20 protein-coding genes are annotated in these 20,973 nt (G+C 75.2%); 9 read left to right on the top strand and 11 right to left on the bottom strand.

From position 1 onward, the window contains the following. Positions 1-41: 41 nt before the first annotated feature. Positions 42-461, bottom strand: a complete 420-nt coding sequence (locus tag IHE55_RS27355; protein ID WP_197991474.1) for a hypothetical protein — start codon at positions 459-461, stop codon at positions 42-44. Positions 462-695: 234 nt separating this feature from the next. Next, positions 696-2,432: a DNA polymerase/3'-5' exonuclease PolX gene (polX, locus tag IHE55_RS27350; protein ID WP_197991473.1), complete on the bottom strand. Its 1,737-nt coding sequence runs from the start codon at positions 2,430-2,432 to the stop codon at positions 696-698. A gap of 196 nt (positions 2,433-2,628) precedes the next feature. Here polX and IHE55_RS27345 point away from each other — a divergent pair, with 196 nt between their 5' ends. The 5 genes from IHE55_RS27345 (at position 2,629) to IHE55_RS27325 (ending at position 7,438) form a co-directional block, all read left to right on the top strand. Continuing rightward, positions 2,629-2,871, top strand: a complete 243-nt coding sequence (locus tag IHE55_RS27345) for a DUF6296 family protein (protein WP_197991472.1) — start codon at positions 2,629-2,631, stop codon at positions 2,869-2,871. Between the two features lie 354 nt (positions 2,872-3,225). Continuing rightward, positions 3,226-4,326, top strand: coding sequence for an LLM class flavin-dependent oxidoreductase (locus tag IHE55_RS27340; protein ID WP_197991471.1), 1,101 nt, complete (start codon positions 3,226-3,228; stop codon positions 4,324-4,326). Between the two features lie 452 nt (positions 4,327-4,778). Continuing rightward, a complete protein-coding gene (locus tag IHE55_RS27335) occupies positions 4,779-5,744 on the top strand; it encodes a permease (protein WP_197991470.1) in 966 nt (321 codons plus the stop codon). Then, the gene (locus IHE55_RS27330; protein WP_307826836.1) at positions 5,732-6,586 is read left to right on the top strand and encodes a TIGR03943 family putative permease subunit; all 855 of its coding nucleotides are present in this window, start codon (positions 5,732-5,734) and stop codon (positions 6,584-6,586) included. Before IHE55_RS27335 ends, IHE55_RS27330 begins: the two co-directional genes overlap by 13 nt. 321 nt (positions 6,587-6,907) lie before the next feature. Further along, positions 6,908-7,438 (top strand): TerD family protein, encoded by a 531-nt coding sequence (locus IHE55_RS27325; RefSeq protein WP_197991469.1) that lies wholly within the window; start codon positions 6,908-6,910, stop codon positions 7,436-7,438. Positions 7,439-7,531: 93 nt separating this feature from the next. Here IHE55_RS27325 and IHE55_RS27320 read toward each other — a convergent pair whose 3' ends face one another. After that, a complete protein-coding gene (locus IHE55_RS27320; RefSeq protein ID WP_307826835.1) occupies positions 7,532-8,857 on the bottom strand; it encodes an erythromycin esterase family protein in 1,326 nt (441 codons plus the stop codon). Between the two features lie 235 nt (positions 8,858-9,092). Next, positions 9,093-9,863, bottom strand: coding sequence for a polysaccharide deacetylase family protein (locus tag IHE55_RS27315; RefSeq protein WP_197991467.1), 771 nt, complete (start codon positions 9,861-9,863; stop codon positions 9,093-9,095). A 212-nt stretch (positions 9,864-10,075) separates the two neighbouring features. Here IHE55_RS27315 and IHE55_RS27310 point away from each other — a divergent pair, with 212 nt between their 5' ends. Then, on the top strand, positions 10,076-11,221 hold the full coding sequence (locus tag IHE55_RS27310; RefSeq protein ID WP_197991466.1) for a methyltransferase: 1,146 nt from the start codon (positions 10,076-10,078) through the stop codon (positions 11,219-11,221). Here IHE55_RS27310 and IHE55_RS27305 read toward each other — a convergent pair. Then, a complete protein-coding gene (locus IHE55_RS27305) occupies positions 11,196-12,431 on the bottom strand; it encodes an MFS transporter (protein ID WP_197991465.1) in 1,236 nt (411 codons plus the stop codon). The two genes, IHE55_RS27310 and IHE55_RS27305, sit on opposite strands and share 26 nt — an antisense overlap. A 229-nt stretch (positions 12,432-12,660) precedes the next feature. Beyond that, positions 12,661-13,257 carry a TetR/AcrR family transcriptional regulator gene (locus IHE55_RS27300; protein WP_197991464.1) on the bottom strand — a complete coding sequence of 199 codons (597 nt, stop codon included), beginning with the start codon at positions 13,255-13,257 and terminating at the stop codon, positions 12,661-12,663. 226 nt (positions 13,258-13,483) lie between these two features. Between IHE55_RS27300 and IHE55_RS27295 the strand changes: the two genes are divergently transcribed. From IHE55_RS27295 to IHE55_RS27285, 3 genes are all read left to right on the top strand, one after another. Continuing rightward, positions 13,484-15,157 carry a hypothetical protein gene (locus IHE55_RS27295; RefSeq protein WP_197991463.1) on the top strand — a complete coding sequence of 558 codons (1,674 nt, stop codon included), beginning with the start codon at positions 13,484-13,486 and terminating at the stop codon, positions 15,155-15,157. Beyond that, positions 15,154-15,471, top strand: coding sequence for a UBP-type zinc finger domain-containing protein (locus tag IHE55_RS27290; RefSeq protein ID WP_197991462.1), 318 nt, complete (start codon positions 15,154-15,156; stop codon positions 15,469-15,471). The genes IHE55_RS27295 and IHE55_RS27290 overlap by 4 nt, the downstream gene beginning before the upstream one ends. A gap of 504 nt (positions 15,472-15,975) precedes the next feature. Continuing rightward, positions 15,976-16,281, top strand: a complete 306-nt coding sequence (locus tag IHE55_RS27285) for a hypothetical protein (RefSeq protein WP_197991461.1) — start codon at positions 15,976-15,978, stop codon at positions 16,279-16,281. A gap of 317 nt (positions 16,282-16,598) precedes the next feature. Here the strand turns inward: IHE55_RS27285 and IHE55_RS27280 are convergent, their stop codons facing one another. From IHE55_RS27280 to IHE55_RS27260, 5 genes are read right to left on the bottom strand one after another with little or no spacing between them, the layout of a single operon-like run. Beyond that, positions 16,599-18,038: a cytochrome P450 gene (locus IHE55_RS27280; protein WP_197991460.1), complete on the bottom strand. Its 1,440-nt coding sequence runs from the start codon at positions 18,036-18,038 to the stop codon at positions 16,599-16,601. After that, positions 18,035-18,673, bottom strand: coding sequence for a GTP-binding protein (locus tag IHE55_RS27275; RefSeq protein WP_197991459.1), 639 nt, complete (start codon positions 18,671-18,673; stop codon positions 18,035-18,037). Before IHE55_RS27275 ends, IHE55_RS27280 begins: the two co-directional genes overlap by 4 nt. Then, on the bottom strand, positions 18,654-19,034 hold the full coding sequence (locus IHE55_RS27270) for a DUF742 domain-containing protein (protein ID WP_197991458.1): 381 nt from the start codon (positions 19,032-19,034) through the stop codon (positions 18,654-18,656). Before IHE55_RS27270 ends, IHE55_RS27275 begins: the two co-directional genes overlap by 20 nt. Next, complete coding sequence (locus IHE55_RS27265; protein WP_372442735.1) at positions 19,031-19,450, bottom strand: roadblock/LC7 domain-containing protein; 420 nt, start codon at positions 19,448-19,450, stop codon at positions 19,031-19,033. The genes IHE55_RS27270 and IHE55_RS27265 overlap by 4 nt, the downstream gene beginning before the upstream one ends. Positions 19,451-19,457: 7 nt before the next feature. Continuing rightward, positions 19,458-20,945: an ATP-binding protein gene (locus tag IHE55_RS27260; protein WP_232265714.1), complete on the bottom strand. Its 1,488-nt coding sequence runs from the start codon at positions 20,943-20,945 to the stop codon at positions 19,458-19,460. Positions 20,946-20,973: the final 28 nt, after the last annotated feature.

Here is a 20,973-nt window from a genome sequence, read left to right as displayed (position 1 = left end):
GGGGCGGCGCGCCGCGCCGCGCCACCGTGGACCGACCCGGGTCAGTCCGTCACCACCGCTCCGTACGCCAGTGGCGCGGACAGGAACAGGAAGAGCCAGTCGAGGCCCTGGGCCTCCGCCTTGAACAGGCGTGCCGCTCCGTCCATGTCGCTGGTGAAGACGTCCCAGGCGTCGCCGAAGTCGCCTCCGTACGGAGTGACGGCGATCAGGCAGAGGCCGAGGAGCGTGCCCAGGTAGGCGCCGAGCGGGGTGGCCACGGCGCAGGTGACGGCGACCGACTCGCTGTGGTTGCCGTAGTGCCCGGCGATGCCGCCGGTGATCACGGCCATGACCAGCGCGCCCCACGTCATCAGCTCGGCCTCGCCCTTGACCACGTAGGCCCAGAGCAGGGACAGGATGACCGTCACGCCGAGTGCGATCAGGATGCCGATGCCCTCGTCGTCGTCGCTCGACCCGCCCATGCCGTCCGTCCCCCTTCGGGATGCGGCGCGGCCACCGGCTGTGGCCACGCACCACCATGGACGAGGTGCCGGGCTTGAGCAGTTCCCCGGCGGAACAGCTCTGTCGCGGCGCAGGATGTCCCGTACGCAGCCACACCGGTGCGAGGGTACGTGGACGATGCGACGTCCGCCGTCGCGAAAGCCCGGGCCTGCGATCGCTTCGGCGGCCCGGCCGGTGGTCCCGTTGACGCGCGGTCAGCCTCCGGTGCGCCGCCGGCCCTCCCGCAGGAAGCGCCGCAGCCGCTGGAGCGGCCAGGTGTTGATGATGTCGTCCCCGGTCAGCCAGCCGCGCTGGGCGGTGCCCACCCCGAAGCGCATGTGGGCCAGGTGCAAGGTGGCGTGCGCGTCGCTGTCCACGGCGAACTTCACGCCGTACCGCTTGGCGCGCAGGATGTCCTCGTCGCCCAGGTCGAGCCGGTCCGGGTGCCCGTTGATCTCCAGGGCGGTGCCGGTGCGGGCGCACGCCTCGAACACGGCGTCGAAGTCGGCGTCGAGGGGCGGGCGCCTGCCGATCCGGCGGGTGGTGGGATGGCCGATGATCGACACGTACGGGTTCTCACAGGCGCGGATCAGCCGCCGGGTCAGCTCCCGCGGGCTCTGCCGGAAGTGCGAGTGCACGGAGGCCACGCACAGGTCGAACCCGGCGAGGAACTCGGGCGGCCAGTCCACGTCGCCGTCCGGTCCGATGTTCAGCTCGGTGCCGTGCAGCAGCCGCATCCTGCCGTACCGGCCGTCCAGGGCCCGCACCCGCTCGCGCTGGGCGAGCATCTTCTCGTCGGTCATCCGCTGCATGACCAGGTCCGGGGCGTGGTCGGTGACCGCGTAGTAGGAGTAGCCGCGGGCGGCCGCGGCGGCGGCCATGTCCTCCAGCGGCGCGAGGCCGTCGGTGAGGTCGGTGTGGGTGTGCAGGTCGCCGCGGATGTCCTCCTCGGCCACCAGGCGGGGCAGTTCGCCGCGGAGGGCGGCGGCGATCTCGCCGCGGTCCTCGCGCAGGGTCGGCGGGATCCAGGGCAGGCCGAGTCGGGCGTAGATCTCCTCCTCGGTCCCGGAGGTGATCTTCTTGCCGCTCCGGGCGTGGAAGAGGCCGTACTCGGACAGCTTCATCTTCTGCCGGACGGCGATCTCGCGGACGCGGATGTTGTGCGCCTTGGACCCGGTGAAGTACTGCAGGCCCGCGCCCCAGGAGTCCGGCGGCAGGACACGCAGGTCCACCTGGAGCCCCTTGGTGGTGCGGACCGAGGTCTTCTTCGGGCCGTGGGCGATGACCTCGGCGGTGTACGGCAGCTCGGTGAAGGCGGTCATGAAGGGCCCGGGGTCGCCGGCCGCCACCAGGACGTCGATGTCGCCGATGGTCTCGCGCATCCGGCGCAGCGACCCGGCGTAGGCGCACCCCTCGCAGCCGGTCACCCCGGCGAGGTCGGCCACGATGCGCTCGGCGATGTCCATGGCGGCGCCGAGCAGGATGCGCCCGCCGGCCTTCTGCATCATGGCGATGCCGCGCAGGATGCTCTCCTCGCTCTTCGGGCCGAAGCCCCGCAGGTCACGCAGCCGCTCCCGGTGGATGGCGCCGAGCAGTTCGTCCACCGAGGAGACCTGGAGTTCCTGGTGGAGGACCATGGCCTTCTTCGGGCCGAGGCCGGGGATGGCCATCAGCTCCCGGACGCCGGGCGGGACCGTCTGCCGGGCCTCCTCGATCAGCGGGACGTGGCCGGTGCGCAGGTACTCGGTGACCTTCTCGGCGATCGACCGGCCGACGCCGGGGATCTCCCGCAGCCCGGCGGGGTCGAGGGTGGCGATATCGGTGGGATGGCCACCGATCGCGCGGGCGGCCTTCTCGTAGGCGCGGGCCTTGAAGGCGTCGCCCCCGGTGATGGCGAGCAGGTCGGCGTACTCCTGGAGCAGCTGGGCGGCCTCCTCGTTACGGCGGACCATGCCCTACCGGTGCCCCTCGTGCGGCGAACGACACCTGCCGGTCCCCCGTGCGGGGTGCGCGCCGGGCCGCGGTGGCCGACGATGCAGGAAGCGGGCGGGTTCCCGGCTCGGGCCCGGCCGCCGGTTCCCCGCGTGGCCGTCCCGACGCCGCCCCGGCCGGGGCGGCGCGGGACCGGGGCGAGGCAGGAGGCGCGTCATGGGCACACACGAGCGGTACGAGCTGGTTTTCGAGCAGGCGGACCGGCCCGCCTCCCCGGAGCGGGACGTGGTGGTGGTCCACCGCACCGAACGCAGCGGGCCCGGCGGTCATCCGGTGTACGCGGACGAGACCGGCATCGTGCAGGCGGAGATCAGCGACCGCGGCGAGGTGCGGATGGTGGCCAGCGGCGGTCACCAGTCACATGCCGCGCCGGTGCGGGCCGAGCCGGTGGACGACTGACGGCTCCCTCCCCGTACGGCGTCGGCGGCCGGCCGGAGCCATAGCCCGAGCGGCGTCTCGGGGGTGTGCCGGCCGCCGCCCCCACGGCCCCCGCGGGCGCCCGACGGCTCCGTCCCGCCGTACGAGGCGGCGGTCGCGGCCGGCCGCCTCCCCCTCCGCAGCGGCGGCTCCCGTCCCGGGGACCGGAGGGCGCCCGCTGCCCCCGGTGCGGCGGCCGGCCGGAGGCAGGCAGCGGGCCCCGAACACCGCCCCCGACCTGCGGTCCCGACGGGTCCCCGGGAGTGGAATAGATCACGGGCGGGCCGGGTTCCCGAGGTAGTTGAATATGGAACTACCTAGGACCGGTGAGCCACGATGCAGTTCGGGATCTTCACCGTCGGTGACGTCACCACCGACCCGACGAACGGCACGACCCCGACCGAGCACGAGCGGATCAAGGCCATGACCACCATCGCGCTCAAGGCCGAGGAGGTGGGCCTGGACGTCTTCGCCACCGGCGAGCACCACAACCCGCCGTTCGTGCCGTCGTCCCCCACCACCATGCTCGGCTGGATCGCGGCGCGCACCGAGCGGATCATCCTCTCCACCGCCACGACGCTGATCACCACCAACGACCCGGTGAAGATCGCCGAGGACTACGCGATGCTCCAGCACCTGGCCGACGGACGCGTGGACCTGATGACGGGGCGCGGCAACACCGGTCCGGTGTACCCGTGGTTCGGCAAGGACATCCGCGACGGCATCTCGCTCGCGCTGGAGAACTACGCCCTGCTGCGCCGGCTGTGGCGGCAGGACGTGGTGGACTGGGAGGGGAAGTTCCGCACCCCCCTGCAGGGCTTCACCGCCACCCCGCGCCCGCTGGACGGCGTCCCGCCGTTCGTCTGGCACGGCTCCATCCGCAGCCCGGAGGTCGCCGAGCAGGCCGCCTACTACGGCGACGGCTTCTTCGCCAACAACATCTTCTGGCCCAAGGAGCACTTCATGCGGCTGATCGAGCTGTACCGGCAGCGCTTCGCCCACTACGGGCTCGGCACCGCCGAGCAGGCGATCGTCGGCCTCGGCGGGCAGGTCTTCATGCGGAAGAACTCCCAGGACGCGGTGCGCGAGTTCCGCCCCTACTTCGACAACGCCCCGGTCTACGGCCACGGCCCGTCGCTGGAGGAGTTCACCGAGCGGACCCCGCTGACCGTCGGCAGCCCGCAGCAGGTGATCGAACGGACGCTGTCCTTCCGGGAGTCCTTCGGCGACTACCAGCGCCAGCTGTTCCTGATGGACCACGCGGGCCTGCCGCTGAAGACCGTCCTGGAGCAGCTGGACATCCTCGGCGAGGAGGTCGTACCGGTACTGCGCAGGGAGTTCGCCGCCCTGCGGCCCGCCGGGGTGCCGGACGCGCCCACCCACCGGTCGCTGGTGGCGCGCCGGGACGCCGGCGGCGACCGGCCCGCCGCCTCCTGACCCGCCGCCCGGGCCCACCGGGACCCGCCGCCCGCCACCCTCCATCCCGGCGGCAGGAGCCCGTGCGGCCCGGGGCCCGTGGCGCCTGTGGCGCCCGTGGCGCCGTGGTCCCGTGGTGCCGGCCGGCACGCGCCCGCCGGCGCCACGACCGGCGGCCCCCGCCCCCGGCCCGCCGCCGGGGGGCGGGCCTGCTGCGCGGAGCGGCCGGCCACGCTGCGCATCGGCCGGGCCCGGCCACCCGCCGCGCCGGGTGTCCCGCCGGCGCGGCGGGGCGCCCGGCGCCGGGTCCTCCCGGCCGGGCCCGGGCTGTACCCGACGAGGCGAAATGATTATCGTTGGCGTCCTGGTCGATCAAGCCCCGGAGTCGCCGCAGTGCCCAGAACGGAACCCCCGGACCGGCGCGGCGGCGCCGGTCACCGCGCCCGCCGCCGCCCCCCGAGCCGCCCGTCCCGGTGCGCTCCGCCACACCGGCCCTGCTGGGCCGGGCCGCCTTCGCCGTCCCGGTGGCGGCCGGGGCCGTGGTGCTGGCCGGCGGGCGGTGGCTGGACTCCCCGGCCCTGTCGGCGTGGCGGACCGTACTGGTCGCCGTCGCCCTCCAGGCGCTGCCGTTCCTGGTGCTGGGGACCCTGCTGTCGGCGGCCATCAACGCCTTCGTGCCCGCGTGGGTGTTCCGCCGGGCGCTGCCCGCGCGCCCGGCGCTCGCGGTCCCGGTGGCGGGCGCGGCGGGCGTGGTGCTGCCCGGCTGCGAGTGCGCCTCGGTGCCCGTCGCCGGCAGTCTGATCCGGCGCGGGGTGCCCACCGCGGCGGCGCTGACGTTCCTGCTGGCGGCGCCGGCCGTGAACCCCGTGGTGCTCACCGCCACGGCGGTCGCCTTCCCGGGCTCCCCGGAGGTGGTCCTGGCCCGGCTGCTGGCCTCGCTGGCGGCGGCGGTGACCATGGGCTGGCTGTGGCTGGCCTTCGGCCGCCCGGAGTGGCTGCGGATGCGTCCTCCCGCCACCGGCCCCCGGCCGGGGCACAGCCGCCTGGAGGAGTTCCGGCTCGGATTCCAGCACGACTTCCTGCACGCCGGCGGGTTCCTGGTGCTGGGTGCCGTCGCGGCGGCGACCTTCAACGTCGCGCTCCCCCGGACGGTGCTGGAGGAGGTCTCCGGGTCGCCGTGGCTGTCGGTGCTCTTCCTCGCCCTGCTGGCGGTGGTGCTGGCGGTCTGTTCGGAGGCCGACGCCTTCGTCGCCGCGTCGCTGACCGGCTTCTCGCCGACCGCCCGGCTGGTGTTCATGGTGGTGGGGCCGATGGTGGACCTCAAGCTGATCGCCCTTCAGGCGGGCACGTTCGGCACGGGCTTCGCGGCCCGCTTCGCCACCGCGACCGCCGTGGTCGCCGTGGTGTGCGGCGTGCTGACCGGCTGGTGGCTGCTGTGAGGCGGCAGCTCCAGATCCTGCTGCTGGACATGGCCGGCGCCGCGGTGCTGCGCATCAGCCTGTTCAGCGACGACTACCTGCGCTACGTCAAGGAGGGGCTGCGGCTGCCGCTGATCGCCACCGGCTGCCTGCTGATCGGTCTGGGCATGGTGGGCGCCTGGCGGGACGGCTTCCCCTTCCCGCACCGGCGGCCGGCGCACCCGGGGACCGGCGCCGGTCCGGACCCGGAACCGCGCCCGCACCCGGAACCGGAACCGGAACCGGACCACCTGGACGGGGACCCGGCGCCCGGAGAGCCCGGACACCACCGGGGCGGCGGCGGGCACGGCCACGACCACGACCGCGGGCCCCGGATCGCCTGGCTGCTGTTCCTGCCGGTGCTCGGCCTGATGTTCGCCGCCCCGCCCGCTCTCGCCTCGTACACCGCCGAGCGGCAGCGGCCGATGGCCGTCGAGGAGCGGTCCGGCTTCGAGCCGCTGCCGCCGGGCTCGCCGCTGGGAATGACGCTGTCGGACTTCTCCGCCCGCGCGGTGTGGGACACCGGGCGCGGGCTGCGCGGCCGCACCGTACGGCTGACCGGGTTCGTCAGCCCGGGCGAGGACCGGGACACCTGGTACCTGACCCGGCTGCTCGTCGGCTGCTGTGCGGCCGACGCCCAGGCGGTGAAGGTGGAGATGCACGGCGGGCCCCGGCCGCCCCGCCCGGGCACCTGGCTCTCCGTCACCGGCACCTGGCACCCGGTGGGAACCCCGGGGACCGACTCCGCGGCCGCCGCGCTGGACGTACGGGAACTGCGCCGGACCGCCGAACCGGCCAACCCCTACCGGGACACCCCGGGCTGACCCGTCCCCCGGCGGCGGGACGGAACGGACCGGCGGCGGTGGCCCCGGCCCGGGCGGGCGAGCGCCGGTCCGGGCCGACGGCAGGCGGTAGGGGCGGCCGGCGCGACCCGGCGGCGGACGGCGCGGGCGGCATGCGGCCCGTGCGGACGGCATGCGGACGGCACGCGGGGAGCACGGGCGGGCGGGACGGCCGGGTCATCGGCGGTACACGGGTGTGTGGCCGACGGTGCGGCCGGGAGATCCGCAACCACCCCCGTGCGCACTACCATTGCCCTGGTCAGCCCTGTCGCGTCAGCCGAACTCCAAGGAGGGGGAAGCCCGGTGAGCAGCCTCAACAAAGGGCCGGAGAAGGTCGAGGTGGCCCTCAAGTGGGACCCGAGCCCTTCCGGTCGTCCGGCCCACGACCTCGACATCATCGCCGCCGTGCACGCCGCCGACGACCCGCACGGCGAGCCGGTCCACCTGGTCCACTTCGACAGCCGCTCCCCCGACGGCACCATCACCCTGCACCGGGACAGCCGGACCGGCCAGGGCTTCGGGGACGACGAGGTCATGACCATCGAGCTGCACCGGCTGGCGCCCGCCTACGCGCGGGTGGTGGTGGGGGTGGCGATCCAGCAGCACGGCGGGCGGACGACCTTCGGCGAGATCTCGGGAACCGGTCTGCGCATCCGCGAGGGTTACCAGGAGCTGATGCGTCACGACTTCGCCGATGTGGCGGGGGCGACGGCGGCGACCGTGGCCGAGTTCGTCCGCGACGGGGCCGGGGTGTGGGCGTTCCGTCCGGCGGTGCGCGGGTTCCCCGACACCGACCCGGCGACGTTCGGCCGGCGGATGGGCACCGCGTCCTGACCGTCCGACCGTCCTGTCCGTCCTGACCGTCCGTCCGTCCGCGCCGACCGTCCCGCCCGGCGGGCCCCCGGTGGAGCACCGGGGGCCCGGTCCTCACCGGAAGGGCAGCCGGTCGGCGGCCCGCACCTGGTGCAGGTGGACCAGGACGTCGGCGGACTCGCCCAGGGCGAGCACCGCGTCCGGCACCGGATAGGCGGTGCCGAACATCCGGCTGGGCCGGGGCCGGGCGAGCCAGTCGCGCGCCGCGGCCGGCGCGGTCCGCATGTCGATCAGGAAGTCGCGGTGGGGCACCCGGTCCAGGGTGTACTCGTTGGTGCCCGACGGCGGGCGCCCCAGGGTGACCGTCCGCACGTTCTCGTCCACCAGCGGGTCCTCCAGCCTGGTGGCGTTGGCCGACCCGTGGTGGAAGGTGAGCCCCACCGCGAGGTAGCGGGAGCCCAGCAGGTCCCGGAGGAAGGCCCCCTGGATGTCGGGGAAGCCCGGCTCGTAGTTGACGTAGAACACGTGCCCGTTGTGGGCGGAGAGCAGCACCTTGGCGCCGGTCTGCCGGTGCCACCAGACGGTGTTCTCCGCCATGATCCGGTCCCGGTAGCTCATCGACCGGCGGACGTCGTCGGGGTCGTCGAAGTCGTACGCGTACTGCCGGGCGGTCTGCTCCAGGCTGACGGCGTGCCGCACCGCCCAGGTGTGCGCCTCGCGCGCCGCCGCCCCGCGGCCGGGCCGGCGGGCCGTGAGCAGTTCCACCACGCGGTGGGTGCGGCGCACCGCCTCCCGCCGCTCGGCCAGCGGCCGGGTCGCGTACGCGCGCATGTGCTCGCCGGCCGGCAGGGTGGGGCGCAGCCCCCGGTACAGCCGCTCGACCTCGGGCAGCAGGGCGGGGCGGGTGGCGCGGACGTAGCCGGTCACCCGGTCGTACAGCCCGGGTCCGGCGTACCCGATGTCGTTGCCGGAGAACTGGACCGGGTCGTGCGGGTGGGCCACGTTGTACGCGCGCATCCAGTGGATCAGGTCCAGGTACTCCCGGGTGCGCCAGAACAGGTACGCGTCCTGGAAGTCCTCGCGGAAGATCCGGCGCGGATCGCCCCGGCCGCGCAGCAGGTAGTCGTTGAGGCGCAGGCCGGTGCTCCACGGCGCCTCCAGGGAGAAGCCGCGGAACCCCCGGTGCTCCACGAGGTACCGGAAGGCGCGGTGCTTGAGGGCGAAGAACTCGTGGGAGCTGTGGGTGGCCTCGCCGAAGCCCACCACCGTGGCCGGGCCGACCATCGCGCCGAAGGCCGCCAGGTCGCGGTCCGGGCCGTGCGGTTCGGTGGTGCGCAGCGGGCGGGCGGCGGCCGACAGGGCGCGGACCGGATCGTCCGGCGGGGTCGCCGCGTGGGCACGGGCGGCGGGGAGGCCGGTGCCCCAGAGGGTGGAGAGCACGAGCAGGACCGTCAGCGGCCAGGCCGCCCCGCGGACCGGTCCCGGGCGTCGCGCGGGGTGTCGCCGAGTGGGTGTCATACCACCAGGTTGGCCAGGTGCCGGGGAGGTTTCCGCGCCGGATACTCCACCCGGCCCACGCCGTGGTGCCCCTCCCCCGCGGCCCCGCCCGGGACGGTGGCGGCGCCGGCCGGCGCCCGGGCGGCCCTCGGGCCCGGCCCGGCCGCCGCCGGCCGGATCAGGGCCGGTAGACCGTGCCGGGTTCGGCGACGCCGGGGGCGAGCAGCTGGGGCACGGTGACGAAGGTGTAGCCGCGCTTCTTCAGCTCGTCGATGATGCCGGGCACCGCGGGCACCGTGCCCCGGTAGATGTCGTGGAGCAGGATGATGCCGTCCTTGTCCACCTGCTCCAGCACCCTCTCCTCGATCAGGTCGGAGTCGGTGGTCTGGTAGTCCTTGGCGGTCACGCTCCACAGCACCTGGGCCAGGCCCAGTTCCTTGCTGACCTTGGTGACCTCGTCGTCGGTGCGGCCCTGCGGCGGGCGCATCAGGGTGGGCCGGCGGCCGGTGATCTCCTCGATGGCGTCCTGGGTGCGCTTGAGTTCGTCGCGGATCTCGGACTCGTTCTTGTCGGTCAGCCGGGGGTGCGTCCAGGTGTGGTTGGCCACCTCGTGCCCCTCCTCGGCGATCCGGCGCACCACGTCCGGGTAGCGGACCACGTGGTTCTTGCCGAGCAGGAAGAAGGTGGCGTGCACCTTCTTCTCCTTGAGGATGTCCAGCAGGCGGGGGGTGTCCTTCCCCGGACCGGCGTCGAAGGTGAGGGCCACGCACTTGGCCTCGCGGCAGTCGACCGGCCCGAACTTGCCGTCGGCCCCGGGCCCGTCCTGGGCCCTGGCGGTCTTCGGCGAGGTGGTGTCCACCGAGGTGCAGCCGCTCAGGGTCAGCGCCAGGGCGGCGGCAGCGGCCAGGGCGGCCACGCCTCCGCGTATCGCCGGCTTCTTCCTCCGCATGGGGGGTTCTCTCTTTCCACGAATGCCACGGATCGCGCGAAGGACCGGCGTGAACAACGGGGGAATCCCGAACGAACGGGCACGAACCGGTGGCTCAACGCGGAGCTTCGCTCCGGGCAAGACGGATCACCGGAGGACGCGGTTCATCCCCCCACCGGTGATCGCGGCCACTTTTCCGGCGCCGCCGGGGGCTCGGCTAGCCTGAGGGCACGATGAACCGTTTCACGACGTCATGGGGCACCTTCGAGCTCGCCCGCTTCCCTCAGGACCCGCGCGACCGGCTCCGCGCCTGGGACGCCTCCGACGACTACCTGCTGCAGCACCTGGCGGAGGCCGGGGCGGAGCCGGCGGGTCCGGTGGTCGTCCTGGGCGACCGGTGGGGCGCCCTGGCGACCGCGCTCGCCGGCCTTCGCCCGGTGCAAATCACCGACTCCTTCCTGACCCAGCGGGCGACCGCGGCCAACCTGGCCCGGAACGGGATCGCACCGGACGCCGTGGAGCTGCGCTCGGTGCTGGACCCGCCGCCGCCGCGGATCGACGTCCTGCTGGTCCGCGTGCCCAAGAGCCTGGCGCTGCTGGAGGACCAGTTGCGGCGGCTGGCGCCGGGGGTGCACGCCGGCACGGTGGTGGTGGGCACCGGGATGGTGACCGAGATCCACACCTCCACGCTGAAGCTGTTCGAGCGGATCCTGGGGCCGACCCGCACCTCGCTGGCGCGGCGGAAGGCCCGGCTGATCTTCTGCGCCCCCGATCCGGCGACCGCCCCGGCGCCGGGCGACTGGCCGCGCCGGTACCCGCTGCCGGACGACGCCGGGATCGTCGCGGGACGGACCGTCACCAGCCACGCGGGCATCTTCAGCGCCGAGCGGCTCGACATCGGCACCCGGCTCTTCCTGCGCCACCTGCCCCGGCACCACGGCGCCCGGCGGGTGGTGGACCTGGGGTGCGGCAACGGCGTGGTGGGCACCGCGGCGGCGCTGGCGGACCCGGCGGCCGAGGTGACCTTCATCGACGAGTCGTTCGCCGCGGTGGCCTCGGCGGAGGCGACCTTCCGGGAGAACCTGGGCCCGGAGCGGGCCGCCGAGTTCCTGGTGGCGGACGGGTTGTCGGACGCGGCCCCCGGTTCGGTGGACCTGGTGCTCAACAACCCGCCCTTCCACTCCCATCAGGCGACCACCGCCGCCACCGCGCACCGCATGTTCCGCGACTCCCGCCGGGCGCTGCGGTCCGGCGGCGAGCTGTGGGTGATCGGCAACCGGCACCTGGGGTACCACGTGGCGCTGCGCCGGCTCTTCGGCGGCTGCGAGGTGGTCGCCAGCGACCCCAAGTTCGTCATTCTGCGGGCCGTGAAGCGCTGACCGGGCAGACCTCCGGGCGGTCGGCATCCGTCCCGCCGGTCCGGGGCCGCGGCGCCACCGGGTCCGGGGCGGCCGGGGCGGGGCGGCGCAGGTCGGGCAGGAGGGTGGCGATCCCGGCGAGGGCGAGCGCCGCGCCCAGCCACAGCGGGGCCCGCAGCCCGAAGGCGTCGATGGCCAGTCCGCCGACCGAGGAGCCGATGATCACGCCGAGCGTGATGAACGAGGAGTGGACGGTGTTCACCAGCGGCCGGGCGTTGCCGGCCCGCTGCACCCGGGTGACCATCGCCGGGTTCATCGTGACGCCCACCAGGCCGATGCCCATCACGCACACCACCGCCGGGACGGGGAGGTGGGCCACGAGCGCGAAGCCGGCGAGGAAGACGGCGTTGAGGCCGAGGCCGCAGAGCAGCACCCGTACGGTGTGCCGGTCGGCGAGCCGCCCCACCACGTGGTTGCCGGCCACGGTGGCGGCGCCGTAGGCGACGAGGAGCAGCGGAACCGCCCCCTCGTCGAAACCGGTGACCTCGGTCAGGACCGGGTTGAAGTAGCTGAAGGCGGAGAACGTCGCGCCGATGATCAGGGTGCTGGTGGCCAGCGCCAGCCACAGCCGGCGGGCCCGGAAGACGCCCAGCTCGGTGCGGAAGTCCCCGCCGTCCTCGGCCCGCGGTGTCCGGGGCACGCCGGGCACGGTGCACACCGCGGCGGCGACGGTGAGCGCGGAGACCGTCCAGAAGGCGGCGCGCCAGCCCAGGTGGTCGCCGACGAACGTGGCCAGCGGCAGGCCGAGCAGGGTGCCGAGCATCAGCCCGGTCATGGCGGCGGCGATGGCCCGGCCGCGGACCTCGGGGCGGGTGAGCTGGACGCACAGGGTGATGGCGACGCCGAAGAACGCCTGGGACGCCATGCCGCTGATCACCCGGGCGACCAGCATGACGGTGTAGCCGGTGGCCACGGCGGCCAGCACGTTGCCGGCCAGGAACACCGCGAACAGCACCATCAGCGCGGTCTTGGGGGGTGTCTTCAGCAGCGCCACGGTCAGCACCGGGCCGCCCAGCGCCATGGCGACGGCGAAGGCGGTGATGAGGTAGCCGATCTGCGGGATGGACACCCCGAGGCCGTCGGCCATCTGCGGCATCAGCCCGGCGACGGCGAATTCGCTGGTGACCATGGCGAAGATGCCGATCGCCAGCACGTACACGGCACGTGGCACAGGTACTCCCTCGTGTGGATCGAGTTGTTCCGGATCGTTGTTTTGGATCGAACGGTGCAAAATTTGGGCGGGCGCGGGCAGCCCGCGACCGTCACGGGTGGGCGTACGGCCGCCGGCGAGAGGCCGGCGGAGAACCGGACGGGGGCTCTGCGGAGGCCCGGCCCGGCTCGGGTCAGGGCCGGGAGCCCGGATCAGGACCGGAGCGGGCGGGGCTCCGGAGAGCGGTGGATCAGGGGGCCAGGGCGTCCAGCGCGGTCGCCGCGATGCCTTCCAGCGTGACCCGGTCCGCGCCTCCGCGGGCGGCGACCCGCATGCCGCCGATGACGGCGTTCAGGTAGCGGGCGAGGGTGCCGGCATCCCGGGTGGCGGCGATCTCGCCCGTCCGCTGCCCGGACTCCAGCACGGCCCGCAGCGCGGCGAGCCGGCGGGCCTGGTCGCGCTCCAGCATCTCGGCGGCGCGCGCGTCCCGCCCGGCCAGCTCCACCGTGGTGTTGACGGTCAGGCAACCGACGCCCGGGCCGTCCCCGCGCGCCTCGAACTCGCTGTCCAGCACCCGCACGAAGAGGGTGCGGACCCGCTCCAGCGGCGGACGCCGCTCGTCCTCCAGCAGTTCCAGCTGCGGAGTGGTCGTCAGGTCGATGTACCGGGCCAGCGCCCGGGTGAACAGGTCGTGCTTGCTGCTGAAGGTGTTGTAGATGCTGCTGCGGCCCAGGCCGGTGGCGTCGCACAGGTCCTGGGTCGAGGTGGCCTCGTAGCCGTTCGCCCAGAAGGCGCGCATCGCCGCGTCCAGGGCCCGCTCCTCGTCGAAGGTTCTCGGCCGGGCCATGGGAGCACCGTAGCACTTTTTGGACCGCTCGTTGCAATACCTCGTCGCAGTACCCCGGGAGATCCTCGCCGCGGACGCCGGACGCCGGACGCCGGTCAACGGGCGGCGGATGCCGGTCCACAGGCGCCGGACCGTGGCGCGCCGGGACGGGTCCGCCGCGGCGGTCCGTTCCCCCGGACGCGCCGTTCGGGATGCGGCCGGGGCCGGGGCGGGCGGGGATGGTGCCATGACCGGTCCCCGAGGCAGCCGCGCCGGGCCCGGACCGCACGACCGGCCGGCCCGGCGGCGCTCCCCCACGTGCGCGCTCGCGGTGCGGGCGCGCGGGGTGGCCGCCGCGGTGCTGCTGGGGCTGGGCTGCCTGCTGCTGCCGGTGTCGGTGGCCGTGTCGTGGGCGCGCGGGGTCACCTTCGACACCGACCGGTACGTGGCCACCGTCGCGCCGCTCGCCCGCGACCGGGCGGTGCAGGACGCGGTGGTGCGCCACATCGCCCGCGCGCTGGAGGAGCGGGCCGACGGCGGCACGCTCACCGCCGACCTGGCCCGCTGGCTGCGTGCGCAGGGGGTGCCGCCGCGGACCGCCGACGCGGTCCGGTCGCTGGGCCCGCGGCTGGGCCCGGCGTTCGACGAGTCGCTGCTGCGGGTGGTGCGCCATGTGATGCACAGCGAACCGTTCGCGGACGCCTGGGCCGGGGCCAACCGCACCGCGCACCGGACGTTCCTGCGGGTGCTGGACGGCCGGGACCACGGCGCGGTGGAGGTGGCGGACGGCACGGTCACCCTGGACCTGGGCAAACTCCTGGTGCTGCTGCGCCGGGAGCTGGCCGGGGCGGGCCTGCCCCAGGCCGCCGAGGTCCCCGCGATCGACCGGGAGGTGGTGCTGGTCCGTCCGGAGCGGCTGGGCCGGATCGAGGCGGCGGCGCGGCTGCTCGACACCGGCCACCGCCTGCTGCCCGCGCTCACCGCGGCGCTCGGCCTCACGGGCCTGCTGCTCGCCCGCGGCCGACGCACGGTGGTCCGTACCGCCCTGGGGACCGTACTGGGCTGCCTGCTGGTGGGGGCCGCCGTGCTGCTGCTGCGGGAGCGGTTCCTGGACCGGGTGCCGGGCGGCCTGCTGCCCCGGCCGGCCGCGGCGGCGGCGTTCGACACCACCGTGCGCTCGCTGCGGGACGCCCTGACCACGGTCGCCCTGGTCGCCGCCGGGACCGCGGCGGGCGCCGTGCTGACCGGACCGGGCCGGCGGGCCCGGGCGCTCCGCGCGGCGGTACGCCGGGCCGGGGCCGGGGCCCGCCGCCGGGCCGGACGGGCCCCGGTCCGCCGCGGCCGGTGGGCCACGGGCCCGCGTCCCGGCCCGGCGGGGCCGGCGGCGCCGGTGGTGCCGCCGGGAGCGGGGCGGCCACGGTCCGCCCCGGGCGTGGTGCTCGCCCTGCGGCGCGCCCTCGCGCCGGTACCGGGGGTACTGACCGTACGGACCCTGCTCACCGCCCTCGGCCGGGCCGCGGCACCGCCGGGCACGGCGGCCGTCGGCGAGGCACCGGAGTGCGCGGACGGTGCGCGGACGACGGACCCGGGCGGACCGCCCCGTAGGCCGGACGGGCGGCCCGGGGGTGACGGCCGGCCGGCGGGGGGCGGGCGAGCGGCCCGCCGGCCCGGGCGAGCGGCCGGAGGGGCCGGGCGGCGGAGGACGGAACCGCCCCGGGGGCCGGAGCGAGGGGGGCGCCGGGGGCGGGGCTGGCGGGGTGCGGGGCCGATGGACGGGCCCCGGCCGCCACCGGCGCCGCGTTTGACACCGCCGCCCCGGGTGCGACGGTGGAGGTGGGTGCCGGAACACCGTGAGGCGGCGCGATCCGGCGGCCGGCCGCCCGGCACCGTACCCGGCCGCCGCCGGTGGAGGCAGCGATGACAACCGGCGGGGAAGAGCGGGAGCAGGCGGTCTGCACCCATCTGGACCAGGTCCGTGAGGTGCCGCCGAGCAGCGCCGACAGTTGCCCGGCCTGCGTCGCCGCGGGTGACACCTGGGTCCATCTGCGGATGTGCCAGACCTGCGGCAGCGTGGGGTGCTGCGACTCGTCCAGGAACAAACACGCCACCGCCCACCACCGGAGTACCGGGCACCCCCTGGTCCGGTCCTTCGAACCCGGCGAGGGCTGGTGGTGGTGTTACGACGACCAGGTGCTGTTCGACGTGGCCGGCGCCGCCCCGCCACGGCCGTCCTGATCCGGCCCGGCCCGCCGGTCCGCCCTGACGGGGGTGGAGGTGTGGCCCTCCCCTGTGCCCGACCCGCCGTACGCCCGCACACCGGTCGGCGGGCCGGGCGGTGTGCGGGCGGCGCCGGCGCGGGAACCGGCGTCGCGGCCGCGGGCGACCGGGGTCCGGGACGCCGGCGGGCGGGGCCGCGGGATCGGGCAGCCACCCGTGCGCGGCGCCGGATCCGGTATTCGTGGGATGAGACGCGGAATCGGCCGGGCCGGTGAACCAGGTCCCCGGGAGGGTGACCCCGCCGGGCGGGGACCGGCGCCGGTGCACGGCCGGCCGTGCACCGGCGGGCCTCCCGACGTACCGGCGCTGAGCTGCGGAGACGGACCGGCCGCGGGATTGGGCGGGCCGGCTCCGGGCGGCTGGATGACCACATGTCCGGGTATGGGGTGAGTTTGCGGTGGATGGGCGGCGCGGCTAGCTTGCGAGGCCGCTCCTCTCCCCGTCATCAAGGACAGAATTCATATGAAGCAGGGAACCCTCAAGGCGCTCGGCACCCTCACCCTCGGCGCCGCCGCGATCGTCACCGGAGCGGGTTCGGCGTCCGCGCTCGGCGCCGGCACCCAGATCGACGGTGACGGGGTGGTCGGCCCGGTCACCGATGTGGTGCGGGGAGCCGTGCCCGGCGCGCCGGCCGCCCAGCCGCTGCCGGACCTGACCGGTGGCGAGCAGGACCGGCCGAACGGGGACCTGCTGGGCGGTCTCCCGGTCTCCCAGCTGGTGCCCGACATGACCCTGGCCAGCGTCGCCGCCCCGGGTCTGCTCCAGTAGCCCGCCGTCCGCGGCCCCGCCGCGGACGGCCACCACGCGCACAACGCGCACCGGACCGGCCGGGGCGCGCGGGCACGCCGAATCCCCCCTGTCGCCCGCGCGCCCCGGCTGTCGTGTGTCCGGACCGGGGCCACCCGTCCGGCCCGGACCGGCCCGCCGGGGCCCCGGCCCGGGCGTCGCCGCGTACGTCCGCACCGGGCCGGGGCCGGGCCACGAACGGGCGGCCATCCGGCGGGGCGCACCGCGGACCGCGACGGAGGACACCCGGCGGGGCCGCACCGCGGCCGGGCCGTTCCGGCCGGGCCGGTTTCCGCCGCTCAGTCGCCCCGGAACCAGCCCAGCAGCCCCCGCCACCAGGAGTGCTCCGCGGTCGCGCCGCCGGGGGCGGCCGGCTCCGCCGGCGGCTCGGGCGCCGGGTCCGGCAGCGGGCGCCGCTCGGGCACGACCGGCTCCGGCTGCTCCTCGCCGACCGGCGGGCCCGGGGTGAAGCGCACCGGCAGCGCGGCCAGGTGGCGGGTCCAGGTCGTGGCGCGCCACCGCAGTTCGCTCTCGTCCACCGCGAGCCGGAGGTCGGGCAGCCGCAGCAGCAGGGTGTCGATGGCGGTGTCCGCGATGGCCCGCGCCACCTCCCGGCCGGGGCATTCGTGGGGCCCGCCGCTGAACGACAGGTGGGCGCGGTTGCCGTACATCGGCGCGTTGATGTCGGGCCGGATCGCCGGGTCGATGTTCCCCGCGGCCACGCCCAGCAGCAGCATGTCACCGGTCCTGATGGCGCGGCCGGCCACCTCGGTGTCCGAGGTGGCCCAGCGGGCCGGGATGACGATGGTCGGCGGGTCGTCCCACAGCACCTGCTCCACCCCGTCCGACAGGGTCATCTGACCGCCGGCCAGGGTGGCCCGGAAGCGCGGGTCGGTGAGGACCATGCGCAGCGCGCCGGCGAGCAGGCTGGTGGTGTTCTCGTTCGCCGCCACGAGCACCAGCCACAGCAGGTTGAGGATCTCCTCGTCCCGCAGCCCGGCCGGGTGTTCGATGAGCCAGGACGCCAGGTCGTCGCCGGGAGCGCTGTGCTTGCGCTCCAGCAGCCGCCTGAGCTGGTCCTTGATGTAGATGTTGGCGGCGATGGTCTGGTCGGACGCCTTCACCAGCTCGGTGGCGGCGTGGACCAGGCGCGGCCCGTACGCCTCCGGCATGCCCAGCAGCTGGGTGAGCACCATCATCGGCAGGTGCTGGGAGAACTGGCCGAGCAGCTCGGCGTGGCCGGCGGCGCAGAAGTCGTCGATCAGGCGGTGGGAGAACCGGGTGACGTGGCGGCGCACCCCGCGCCGGTCGAAGCGGTCCATGCTCTCGGTGACCGCGTCGCGCAGCCGCCGGTGCTCGGCGCCGTCCGCGGTCATCCGGTCCGGCTGCCAGCCGAGCACCGGCAGCAGCGGCGAGTCCGCCGGGACCTTGCCCTCCCGCAGCTGGTTCCAGTGGCGGGAGTCGTGCGAGAAGCGGGTGGGGGTGCGCAGCACCTCCAGGCACTCCCGGTAGCCCAGGACGAGCCAGCCGGGCAGGTCGCCGGTGACCAGGACGGGTGCCACCGCGCCGTGGTCGGCGCGCAGTTGCTCGAAGACGCCCGTCGGGTCGGACTCGTAGGCGGGCCCGTAGATCCGTACCGTGCCGTCGGGTCCGGTGGGCCCCCGGGCGGGCAGGGGCACCCGGCAGGGCGGGGCCGGCGCGGAGTCCGGGCGGGCGGGGTCGAACTGCTGGGTCGTCACGGGTGCTCCGGGGTCATGGTGGCGAGGGAGTGGAGATGGCGCATGAGCGTCATCAGGGCGTCGCGGCAGGAGGCGCGGTCCCGGGCGTCGCAGTCGAAGACGGGGACGTCCTCGGTCAGGTCCAGTGCCGCCCTGAGTTCGTGCACCGGGTGGACCGGCGAGTCGGGGAAGGCGTTGACGGCGACGACGAACGGCACGCCGCGGTCCTCCAGGTGGCCGATGACGTCGAAGCTGACCTCCAGCCGCCGGGTGTCCACCAGCACGACCGCGCCCAGCGCGCCGTCGAAGAGGCCGTTCCACAGGAACCAGAACCGTTCCTGCCCTGGCGTGCCGAACAGGTAGAGGATGAGCCGTTCGTCGATGCTGATCCGGCCGAAGTCCATGGCGACGGTGGTGGTGGTCTTCCGCTCCACCCCGGCGATGTCGTCGATGCCGATCGCCGCCCGGGTCATCGTCTCCTCGGTGGTGAGCGGGCGGATCTCGCTCACCGAACCGACCAGGGTGGTCTTGCCGACACCGAACCCGCCGACTATGACGATCTTGACGGCGGCGGTCGCCGACGCCGGCAGGGTGTCCTCGCGGCGCGGGCCGGGGAAGGGTGCGGGGGTCGCGGGGTCACAGGTTCTGGAGTCCATGCATCACCGCCTCCAGGATGTCGATGTCGGGCAGGTGGGCGGCCGGGAGCGGGGCGCGGGCCTCGATGTGGCCCCGGTCCAGGAGTTCGGCGAGGATCACGGTGACCGTGCTGACGGGCAGCCGGAGGTAGGCGGAGATCTCCGCGACGGACAGCGGGTAGTCACACATCTGGACGATCGCGGCGTGCTCGGGGCGGCTGTCCGCGGCGGGCATGCTCCGGCCCACGATCAGGGTGACGAGGTCGAGTCCGGCGCGGTCGGCGGCACCGTCGGGGCCGTTCCCCTCCCCGACCACGTAGAGCCGCTCGGGACCGCCCTCCTCCCAGGGGGACCGCCGACCGCGCCGTGGTGTGTCGCTCATGTGACGGGCTCGGTGGTGCGCGGCGGGCTGGTGAGGTGTCCTCCTATCCGGGCGATGAGATCCCGCATCCGCTGGCCCATCAGGCCGGCGTCCACCCCGGCGTCGGCGAGCACCGCGAGGTAGGCGCCGGTGCCGGCGGCCATCAGGTAGAAGAACCCGCCGTCCATCTCGATCACGACCAGCCGCATCCGGCCGTCGCCGTGCGGGAGTTCGGAGGCCACGGCGACCGACAGGCTCTGCAGGCCGGCGCAGGCGGCGGCGAGCCGGTCGGCGGCGTCCGGGTCGTCGCCGTACCGGGCGATGCACAAGCCGTCCGAGGACAGCACCACCACATGCCGGGTCTCCGGGACGCTCGTGGCCAGGTCCTTGAGCATCCAGTCCATGTTGTACCGCTGGTGTGTCACGTACGTACCCATCCTTGTGTCAGGCGTCCGGGGTCTGGGGGCGGGAGGAACCGTTGACCTGCTGCTCGCCGGAGGTGCTGGGGAGGAAGGCGGACAGCCACATCCCCGGCGGCGGTTCGTCCTCCGGGGCGGACCCGGCCGACGGGGACGGCGGCGGCGGGGTGACCGGGGCGGGTGCCGGGCGCCGGCGGCCGGGCGGCACCGAGGCGGGGAACCGGCGGCGGCGCTGCGGGAGTCCGCCGGTGCCGCCCGGTACGGCGGGTGCGGTGGCCTCGGCCGGGGCGGCCGGCGGCGCGACCGCGCCGGGCCGCACCTTGAGCTTCGGCGGGGGCAGGGTGGCGGCCCGGGCGATCATGCCGCCGGGCGCCGGGGTGGGCGCGGTCAGGTCCTGGGCGACGACCAGGACGGCGCGCACCCCGCCGTACGCGGAGCGGCGCAGCGAGACCTGGAAGTCGTAGGCGGCGGCGAGCCGTCCGACCACCGCCAGGCCCAGCCGCGGCGCCTCGCCGAGGTCGTCCAGGTCCAGCCCGCCCAGGCCCCGGGCGAGCAGCCGGTCGGTGCGCCGGGCGGCCTCGTCGGTGAGGCCGACCCCGGCGTCCTCGATCTCGATCGCCACCCCGGTCTGCACCTCGGTGGCGGTGAGGTGGACCCGGGTCTGCGGCGGCGAGTAGCGGGTGGCGTTGTCCAGCAGTTCCGCGACGGCGTGGATGACCGGCTCCACGGCGGGGCCCACGATGGCGACGTCGGCCACCGAGTGCAGGTCCACCCGGCGGTAGTCGATGATCCGGGACATCGCGCCGCGCAGCACGTTGTACAGCGGCACCTCGTTCTGCCACTGCCTGCCGGGGCGTGCCCCGCCGAGGACGGCGATGCTGTCGGCGAGCCGTCCGATCAGCGCGTTGCCGTGGTCGATGTGGAGCAGGTCGTTGAAGACGTCGCGGTTGGCGCCGTGCTTGTCCTCCATGTCCCGCAGGTCCATGGCCTGCTGGTGGACGAGGGCCTGCACCCGCCGGGCGATGTTGACGAAGGCGCGCTGGGCGGAGTCCCGGAGCGCTTCCTCGGATTCCACGGTGCGGATGACCTCCCGGAGCACCTCGTGGTAAGAGGCCTCGAACTCCGGGTCGCGCCCGTCGCGCTCCTCCAGACTCCGCAGCACCGTGTCGCCGGGCTCGCCGCGCTGCAGCCGCTCCAGCACCACCGGCAGCAACTCCCGCGCCAGGTGCACCCATTGGGCGTGCTGGCGGGCCTGCCGGCGGGCGGCGGCCTCCTCGCGTCCGGCCCGCTCGGCGCGCAGCCGTCCGATCGCGCGACCACGGCGTATCACCTCCCCGGTGGCCGCGGCCACGGCCACCGTGGCGGCGGCCCCGCAGCCGGCGACCGGGGCCCGGGCGCCGGCCGGGCTCAGCGCCGCGACCACGGCGACGCAGACCGCCACCAGGGCGGGCGGCAGCAGCCAGGGTAGGGCCAGAGGCCCGCGATCTTCGGGGGGCGTACCGACATGAACCATCGACAGACCTCACTGCGCACGGGGAAAG

It is taken from the genome of Streptomyces pactum, from assembly GCF_016031615.1.
Taxonomy (GTDB): Bacteria; Actinomycetota; Actinomycetes; order Streptomycetales; family Streptomycetaceae; genus Streptomyces; species Streptomyces pactus.
Note: the sequence above shows the minus strand (reverse complement) of the source record. Positions and strands in the feature narration are given on the sequence as shown.

Bases quoted from the DNA above. Each gene is read 5' to 3' on its own strand.
- IHE55_RS27355 (WP_197991474.1), bottom strand. From the start codon at position 461: ATGGGCGGGTCGAGCGACGACGACGAGGGCATCGGCATCCTGATCGCA.
- polX (WP_197991473.1), bottom strand. From the start codon at position 2,432: ATGGTCCGCCGTAACGAGGAGGCCGCCCAGCTGCTCCAGGAGTACGCC.
- IHE55_RS27345 (WP_197991472.1), top strand. From the start codon at position 2,629: ATGGGCACACACGAGCGGTACGAGCTGGTTTTCGAGCAGGCGGACCGG.
- IHE55_RS27340 (WP_197991471.1), top strand. From the start codon at position 3,226: ATGCAGTTCGGGATCTTCACCGTCGGTGACGTCACCACCGACCCGACG.
- IHE55_RS27315 (WP_197991467.1), bottom strand. From the start codon at position 9,863: ATGCGGAGGAAGAAGCCGGCGATACGCGGAGGCGTGGCCGCCCTGGCC.
- IHE55_RS27310 (WP_197991466.1), top strand. From the start codon at position 10,076: ATGAACCGTTTCACGACGTCATGGGGCACCTTCGAGCTCGCCCGCTTC.
- IHE55_RS27300 (WP_197991464.1), bottom strand. From the start codon at position 13,257: ATGGCCCGGCCGAGAACCTTCGACGAGGAGCGGGCCCTGGACGCGGCG.
- IHE55_RS27295 (WP_197991463.1), top strand. From the start codon at position 13,484: ATGACCGGTCCCCGAGGCAGCCGCGCCGGGCCCGGACCGCACGACCGG.
- IHE55_RS27290 (WP_197991462.1), top strand. From the start codon at position 15,154: ATGACAACCGGCGGGGAAGAGCGGGAGCAGGCGGTCTGCACCCATCTG.
- IHE55_RS27285 (WP_197991461.1), top strand. From the start codon at position 15,976: ATGAAGCAGGGAACCCTCAAGGCGCTCGGCACCCTCACCCTCGGCGCC.
- IHE55_RS27275 (WP_197991459.1), bottom strand. From the start codon at position 18,673: ATGGACTCCAGAACCTGTGACCCCGCGACCCCCGCACCCTTCCCCGGC.
- IHE55_RS27270 (WP_197991458.1), bottom strand. From the start codon at position 19,034: ATGAGCGACACACCACGGCGCGGTCGGCGGTCCCCCTGGGAGGAGGGC.
- IHE55_RS27265 (WP_372442735.1), bottom strand. From the start codon at position 19,450: ATGGGTACGTACGTGACACACCAGCGGTACAACATGGACTGGATGCTC.
- IHE55_RS27260 (WP_232265714.1), bottom strand. From the start codon at position 20,945: ATGGTTCATGTCGGTACGCCCCCCGAAGATCGCGGGCCTCTGGCCCTA.